The sequence below is a fragment of the Microbacterium sp. ARD31 genome (genome assembly GCF_031844425.1).
In genome coordinates, this window is record NZ_JAUZVE010000114.1 from 1 (window position 1) to 6,127 (window position 6,127).

The window sequence follows — 6,127 nt, forward strand, 5'->3', positions numbered from 1 at the left end:
GGGGGATCCGGTGTCACCGGGGTGCGTCGCGTACTCTTCGATGATCGCCTTCTTAGCGTCAGATTCGAGTGGCATAGATGGGATCCCCTTTCTGCTCATTGCGCGGCGCCCGCCGCCTGATGCGCGAGCTCTCTTTATCCGCGGCCGATCGAACGGCAACCTGGTGAGTCTACCAGGCACCCCGTGCCCGCACGAATCCGCCCTCGCCGACCGGCGATAGGGTCGGAGGATGCCGCACCCTGCCCCGGTGGACCGGTGACGCGGTCGGCCGGAACGCCCCGGCTCCCGCGTCTGCGCCGAGACCACCTGATCGATCTGCGCCCGTTCGCGGCCAGCCCCGCCTTCACCCGCATGTGGATCGGCTCGACGCTGGCCGGGCTCGGCGGCCAGCTCACGATCGTCGCGGTGATGCTGCACGTGTACGACCTGACCGGGTCCACCTTCGCCGTGGCGATGATCGCGGTCGCCGGCCTGCTGCCCATGGTGGTTGCCGGCATCTACGGGGGCATGCTGGCGGATGCGTTCGATCGTCGGATCGTCGCGCTCGTGGCCGCGGCCATCACCTTCGGTTCGACGGTCCTGCTCGCCGTCCTCGCCTGGACCCAGGGGGAGACGGTGGGCTGGCTGTACGCCCTGAGCGTCGTCAACGCCGCCGCGAACTCGATCGTCATGGCCACCCGGCAGGCCATCGTCCCGCGCCTGATCCCTCGCGAACTGCTGCCTGCGGCATCCGCCCTCAACGGGATCACCGTGGGGATCATGGTCATGGTGGGGCCCGCACTCGCGGGCGTTCTCGTCGCCTTCACCGGGTATGCGTGGACCTACACGCTCGACGTGGTGCTGATGTCGGCGATGTTCCTCGGATTGTGGACGCTGCCCGCGCTGCGCCCCGAGGGCACGGTCGTGCGGCCCGGCTGGGAGTCGCTGCGCGACGGCTGGCGCTTCCTGCGACGCGCTCCCAACATCCGGCTGCAGTTCGGGCTCGACATCATCGCCATGACCTTCGGGCAGCCGCTCGCCCTGTTCCCCGCGATCGGCGCCGTCCTGCTGGGCGGTGGTCCGATCACCACGGGCGCGCTGACGGCCGCGATCGCCGCCGGGGCCCTGCTGTCGAGCCTGTTCTCGGGGCCGGTGGGCCGCGTCCGCCGGCAGGGCCTCGGGATCGAGAGGGCGATCCTCGTCTACGGCGGCGCCATCGGACTGCTCGGCATCGTGCTGGCCGCCGGGGCCCTCGGCTGGTTCGCCCCCGCGATCGTCGACGCGGACTCCCCCAACCTCGTGCTGATCGCCGTCGCGTGCGTGGCCATGGCGATCGCCGGCGCGGCCGACAACGTCAGCTCGATCTTCCGCAACACCATGGTCCAGGCGGCCGTGCCGGACGCGATACGGGGCCGGCTGCAGGGGGTCTTCATCGTCGTGGTCGCCGGAGGTCCCCGGGTGGGCGCCCTGTACGCGGGGACGCTGGCCACTCTCACGGCGCTGTGGTTCCCGCCCCTGCTGGGCGGCATGGCGATCATCGCGATCGTGGCGCTGCTGGTGCGGGCGAACCCCCGCTTCCGCGCGTACGACGCCGACCACCCGTCACCGTAGCCGGACCGTCGCCCATGAACGGATTTCGGACGTCGCGTTCCGGTGCCCGGTGCGAGGTCGCCGCCCGGGACTAGAGTCCTCGCGTGACCACCTCCGCACCCCCCGTCGTGGCGTCCGCGAGCCCGCCCTCGACCCCCTGGGTCGCGGTGCAGTTCGCCCTCGCCGGGATCGTGTGGGGATCCAGCTTCCTGTTCATGAAGGTCGCGCTCACGGGTCTCGCCCCCGCGCAGGTCGCATGGTCGCGTCTGGCGCTGGGCGCGCTCGCGCTCGCGGTCTTCGTCCTCCTGCGGCGCGAGGCACTCCCCCGCTCGGGGCGCGTGTGGGGCCACATGACCGTGCTCGCGGTGACCTTCTGCGTCGTGCCGTTCCTGCTCTTCTCGTGGGCGCAGCAATACGTCACGTCGGGTCTGGCGAGCATCTACAACGCCACGACGCCCCTCATGACCGCCGTCATGGCCGGATTGGTCCTGCGGGTCGAGCGTCTCGGGGCCGGCCAACTCGGAGGCATCGTGCTGGGCATCTCCGGCGTGATCGTCATCATCGGCCCGTGGGCAGGTCTCGACCTGAGCGAGGGCGTCGTCGCCCAGATCGCCATCCTCGGAGCGACGGCGTGCTACGGCTTCAGCCTCGCCTACATGCGCCGTTTCGTGGCGGACACGGGCATGAGCGCCACGATGTTCTCGTTCCTCAACATCGGTATCGCCGCGGCCATCATGACCCTCCTCGCCCCGGTGATCGCGCTCCAGCCCGTGCGGCTGGATCCGTGGATCGTGGCCGCGGTGCTCCTGCTCGGCTGCCTCGGCACCGGAGTGGCCTACATCTGGAACCAGAACACCGTGCGCGCGTGGGGACCGACGCGGGCCTCGACGGTGACGTACCTGACCCCGCTGGTGGGCGTGGCGCTCGGAGCGCTCGTGCTCGGCGAGACGCTGAGCTGGAACGAGCCCGTCGGCGGGCTGGTGGTGCTGATCGGGATCCTGCTGGCGCAGAACCGCCTGCGTCGGCGCCGATCGCCCCGGACGTGACGAAGGCGGATGCCGGTCCGGCACACGGCCGGGCGGCATCCGCCTTCGGGATGGCTCAGGCCTGCAGGGCGCCCTGCAGGTCGAGCGTGATGGTGACGTCCTTGCCGACGAGCACGCCGCCGGTCTCGAGCGCGGCGTTCCACGTCAGTCCGAAGTCCTCGCGGTTGACGACCGTCTTGGCCGTCGCGCCGGCCTTGTAGTTGCCCCACGGGTCGGTGCCGAAGCCGCCGAACTCGACCTCGAAGGTGACGGGCTTGGTGATCCCGCGGATCGTGAGGTCGCCGTCGACGAGGAAGTCCCCGTCCGCCACGCGCGCACCGGTCGAGACGAACGTCATCGTCGGGTGGTTCTCGGCGTCGAAGAAGTCGCCGGAACGCAGGTGGTTGTCGCGGCCCTCGTCCTTGGTGTCGACCGAGGCGACGTCGACGTTCGCCTCGACCTTGGCTTCGAGCGGGTTCTCGGGGGCGATGATGGTGGCGCTCTTGACGCCGAAGGTGCCGCGCACCTTCGAGATCATCATGTGCCGGACGCTGAAGGTCACCTCGCTGTGCGAGGGGTCGAGCACCCAGGTGCCCGCCTTGTAGCCGGGAACGTCGATCGTGGTCGTGTCGGTCATGGTCGTCCTTCGTGTCGGTGTGGTCGCAGCGCGACGGGTACGAGGGGTGTCAACGCAGCCCGAGGAAGTCTATTCCCATGAATGTAAAAAAGAGGAACGGATGCCGCCCCCGGCGTGCGGGGGCGGCATCCGTTCGCGACGTCTGGGCTCGTCAGCCGACGGCGAGGAGGTCGATGATGAAGATCAGGGTCTTGCCGCCGAGGAAGTGGCCGCCCGCGGGACCGTAGGCCAGGTGCGGCGGGATGACCAGTTCGCGACGGCCGCCGACCTTCATGCCGGGAATGCCGTCCTGCCATCCCTGGATGAGGCCGCGCAAGGGGAACTGGATGCTCTCGCCACGGTTCCACGAGGAGTCGAACTCCTCGCCGGACGTGTACTCGACGCCGACGTAGTGGACCGTCACGGTGTCGCCGGCCTTGGCCTCGGCGCCGTCTCCGACGGTGATGTCGCGGACGACGAGCTCCGACGGCGCGGGGCCGGTGGGGGCGTCGATCTCGGGCTTGGTGTTGTCACTCATGCGTCCATCCAAGCACGTCCCGCACGGCGGGGCATCCAAGACTCAGCGCCCGGTGCCGCGGCGTTGCCTGCAGGTCTCCCGAGCGCTGAGTTGGTCTACGACAAGCATGCCCAGGCCGCCCCCGAGGTGTCAAGGGCCCCGCTCACGGAGCGAACAACTGCTGCCGGGCAGCGGCGGTGCGCGTCAGCAGCGCTGCTTCCTCGTGTGCGGCGTGGGGGTCGCGGCCGCTGATCGCTCGCTGCCGTGCCGCGGCCAGGGCGGTGGCGTCGGCGATGAACTCGCGCATCAGGGGTCGCCGATCGCCGCGCAGGGTGCGCGCCCATGCCAGGGCCGAGCGACGGCCTGCGCCGGTGGCGAGCATGTCCACCTCCTGCGGGGTGAACCAGCCCGCCGCCGCGTATTCGCCCAAGCGGGAGCGCGTGAGCCGGGACTCCTCACGCCGCAGCGCCAGGATCCCGAGGATGAACAGGACGAACAGCGGCACCTGCAGCATGAGGTAGAGAGCGAAGAAGTCGCCGAACACCGCGGAGCCGTTCCAGAACGCGTGCAGCGCGATGGCGCCCGCGAGGCCCGCCAGCCACGGTCCGAACGCCTGCGCGGGGGTCGCTCCCCGGCGGGCGGCGAGGCCGAGGGCGAAGCCGATGATGCTGGTGAACATCACGTGGGCGAACGGCGAGAGGATGCCGCGGACGAAGAAGGTGGCGGAGGCGTCCGCGACCCCGCCCTCGATGAAGCTGATCGCGAAGTACTGGATGTTCTCGGTGAACGCGAACCCGGCGCCGACGAGTGCCCCGTAGACCACGCCGTCGACCGGCCCGTCGAACGCACGACGCGCCGACATGAAGATGATGTACACGCCGAGCCCCTTGGCGACCTCTTCGACGATCGGCGCCTGGACCACGGCCGACAGGGCGTCGGCGGCCGGCGACGACTGCGCACCGAAGACGACAGCCAGGAGGAGGTCGACCCCCAGGGCGATGCCGACCGCGGCGATCGCGCCCCAGGCCACGGCGAAGATGAGCAGGCCACGCGGCTCGGGCTCCCAGCGATCGATGATGCGGATCGCCAGGACGACGCCCGCCAGCGGGAGCAGCGCGAGGATCATCCCGACGATGGAGGCTCCGGGGCCGATGGCGTTGAGGAAGTAGGCGACCAGGCCGACCAGCAGGAGCAGCAGCAGCCCGAACAGCCAGATCGGCGCCGCCCGTCCTGCGCGGGCCGGCGCCGCACCCCCGGGTACGGTGACGTGGGGCGTGGCGGGGGCAGGCGGCGCGATCGAGGCACCGTGGCCGGGCCCGTTCTGCGCGAGAGGCGACGGGAAGGCGGGTGGAACGAGCGACGGGCGCGACCTGCCCGCGGCGTCGGGATTCGTCATGAAGTCAGCCTATGGGTGCGCAACACGCGCGGCCCGGCGCGCCTCGCCCCGGTAGCGTGGAGTGATGCGCTTCGCCCACGTTCTTCCGCAGGGTGCCTCCGACCCTCGACTGGCGGTGGTGGACGGCGACGACATCGTGCTGGTCGATGAACTCTTCGACGGGGCACCCCGCCGCTTGGAAGAGCTCATCGAGGGCGGCGATGACCTGCTCGCCCGCGTGCGCGACGCCGCCGGGAACGGGGCGCGGCGGCATCCGCTGGCCGGCCAGAGGTTCGCGTCGGCGGTGCTCACCCCGCCTGTGATCCTCGCGATCGGCCTGAACTACGCCGCGCATTCGAGCGAGCTGGGCCTCAAGACCGACAGCACCCCCACCGTGTTCGTCCTGTGGCCCAATTCCCTCACCGGCCACGACGCCACCACCACGTGGCCGCGAAGCCTCAGCGAGTCGGTGGACTACGAGGCCGAGCTCGGGGTGATCATCGGCCGCCCCGCGAAAGACGTCGCCCCCGAGGACGCCCTGGACCATGTGTGGGGCTACACCGTCGTCAACGACATCACCGCCCGTGACATCCAGTACTCCGAGGCGCAGTGGTCGCGCTGCAAGTCGTTCGACGGGTTCACCCCCACGGGCCCGTTCGTCGTCACCGCCGACGAGGTGGCCGACCCGCAGGACCTGCACATCTGGACGGTCCTGGACGGACGGACGCTGCAGGACGCCTCGACCGCCCAGATGGTGCGCCCGGTGTCGACGCTCATCTCGCACCTGTCACGATCGGCGACTCTGCTGCCGGGCACCCTCATTTCCACCGGGAGTCCGGGCGGCGCCGGCTACTCCCGTGATCCGCAGGTGTTCCTGCGCGACCGGTCGACCGTCACCGTGGGCATCGACGGGATCGGCGAGCTGACCACGCACTGCCGCATCCTCGACTGAGCCGGCGCACCGCTCAGCGCCGGACCAGCGCCCAAACGAAGAAGGGCGCGCCCCTCACGGTGGGCGCCCGTCG

6 protein-coding genes and 1 pseudogene are annotated in these 6,127 nt (G+C 70.6%); 3 read left to right on the forward strand and 4 right to left on the reverse strand.

The window, feature by feature from the left end; all coding sequences use genetic code 11:
• A pseudogene (gene rpsO, locus Q9S36_RS51280) lies at window positions 1–75 on the reverse strand (30S ribosomal protein S15); the annotation flags it as partial.
• Between the two features lie 276 nt (window positions 76–351).
• Here rpsO and Q9S36_RS51285 point away from each other — a divergent pair.
• Both Q9S36_RS51285 and Q9S36_RS51290 read left to right on the forward strand, forming a co-directional pair.
• Window positions 352–1,590, forward strand: a complete 1,239-nt coding sequence (locus tag Q9S36_RS51285) for an MFS transporter (protein ID WP_396653991.1) — start codon at window positions 352–354, stop codon at window positions 1,588–1,590.
• Between the two features lie 83 nt (window positions 1,591–1,673).
• Window positions 1,674–2,615 (forward strand): DMT family transporter, encoded by a 942-nt coding sequence (locus Q9S36_RS51290; RefSeq protein ID WP_311292411.1) that lies wholly within the window; start codon window positions 1,674–1,676, stop codon window positions 2,613–2,615.
• Between the two features lie 55 nt (window positions 2,616–2,670).
• Here Q9S36_RS51290 and Q9S36_RS51295 read toward each other — a convergent pair whose 3' ends face one another.
• The 3 genes from Q9S36_RS51295 to Q9S36_RS51305 all read right to left on the reverse strand — a co-directional run bounded on the left by Q9S36_RS51295 (window position 2,671) and on the right by Q9S36_RS51305 (window position 5,123).
• Window positions 2,671–3,231: a YceI family protein gene (locus Q9S36_RS51295; RefSeq protein WP_251449203.1), complete on the reverse strand. Its 561-nt coding sequence runs from the start codon at window positions 3,229–3,231 to the stop codon at window positions 2,671–2,673.
• 151 nt (window positions 3,232–3,382) lie between these two features.
• Window positions 3,383–3,748: an FKBP-type peptidyl-prolyl cis-trans isomerase gene (locus Q9S36_RS51300; protein ID WP_251449201.1), complete on the reverse strand. Its 366-nt coding sequence runs from the start codon at window positions 3,746–3,748 to the stop codon at window positions 3,383–3,385.
• Between the two features lie 142 nt (window positions 3,749–3,890).
• Window positions 3,891–5,123, reverse strand: coding sequence for a PrsW family intramembrane metalloprotease (locus tag Q9S36_RS51305; protein WP_251449200.1), 1,233 nt, complete (start codon window positions 5,121–5,123; stop codon window positions 3,891–3,893).
• A 64-nt stretch (window positions 5,124–5,187) separates the two neighbouring features.
• On the opposite strand from Q9S36_RS51305, the gene Q9S36_RS51310 reads away from it, so the two are divergent.
• Window positions 5,188–6,054 carry a fumarylacetoacetate hydrolase family protein gene (locus tag Q9S36_RS51310; RefSeq protein WP_311292412.1) on the forward strand — a complete coding sequence of 289 codons (867 nt, stop codon included), beginning with the start codon at window positions 5,188–5,190 and terminating at the stop codon, window positions 6,052–6,054.
• Window positions 6,055–6,127: the final 73 nt, after the last annotated feature.